Genomic DNA, 1,097 nt, shown 5'->3' on the forward strand with positions numbered 1-1,097 from the left:
GACCGCTACGCCTACAACGCCGCTAATTTATTAACTAAGCGAACCCGAGCCAGCGGTTTTAGCCATCATTTTGAGTGGGATAGCTATTCACCGAGTGCTAAATGTATAAAACAATGGGGCGATAACAACACTTATACCTATCAGTTTGAATACAACCTTGAGCGCGGCGAAACAACCTGTATAGACTCACGGGGCCAAAAAGTAACCGACGTTAAACCCGATAACAGCATGACGCGTTACAGCTATACGCCTTATGGGCAATTAGCCTCTATCACTCAGCCTGATGGCAACCAAACTCAATTTGCGTATAACCAACTAGGGCAACGGGTATTAACCACCTTACCAGATGGGCAAACCATTACGCGTAAATACAGCGTAGCGGGTTTACTGCAAAGCGAAACTTTTGGCGATGGCCGCACCACGTTATACAGCTACGACAAACTCGGCCAGTTAACACAGCACATCAATAAAAATGGCCAAATCACCCAATTTGTATGGAACGAACAAGGCGAGCTATTAGCAAAACACCATAACGACGAGCTAATACGCTACAGCTACGACAATTTAGGCCGTGTAAACGCCACCATTAATAACGCAGGGCTGCTGACTCAATACAAATACAACGCGCATGGGCAACTAGAGCAAACCACCGCCTTTGACGAAAACGACCCTGAACATAAACAGCATCAACACTTTAGTTACGACGAAGCAGGGCGGCTAATAAGCTCACAAAACAGCAAAGGCGATACCACAGAGCAACACTTTGAGGGGCTAAGCCAGCCACATTGTGTGATTCAGCCCGATGGCAGCGCACTGCACTTAACGTACGACAAAGAGCGTAACTTAACCGCCATTGAGCGAAGCGACGGTCACGTATACCGCATTAGTTACGACGCCAATGAAAACCCAACGCAAGTCACTGGATTTGATGGCACGCTGCAGCAATATAAATACGATGCCTGTAACCGCTTAGCCTCGGTAACACAAAGTGATAAACGCCACGTAAAAATAGAGCGCGACAGCCTAGGCCGCGTAACCGCACAACATGCAAGCTTGGCAAGCGACTCACATATCGTTAATAACGCCAATTATTACGG

General features: G+C 47.3%; 1 pseudogene. It reads left to right on the plus strand.

Going from position 1 to position 1,097, the window contains the following annotated elements:
• Nucleotides 1-1,097 (plus strand): annotated as a pseudogene (locus CWB66_RS15515) (RHS repeat protein); the annotation flags it as partial.

Origin of the sequence: Pseudoalteromonas sp. S558, assembly GCF_005886635.1 — a bacterium.
GTDB lineage: Bacteria > Pseudomonadota > Gammaproteobacteria > Enterobacterales > Alteromonadaceae > Pseudoalteromonas > Pseudoalteromonas aliena.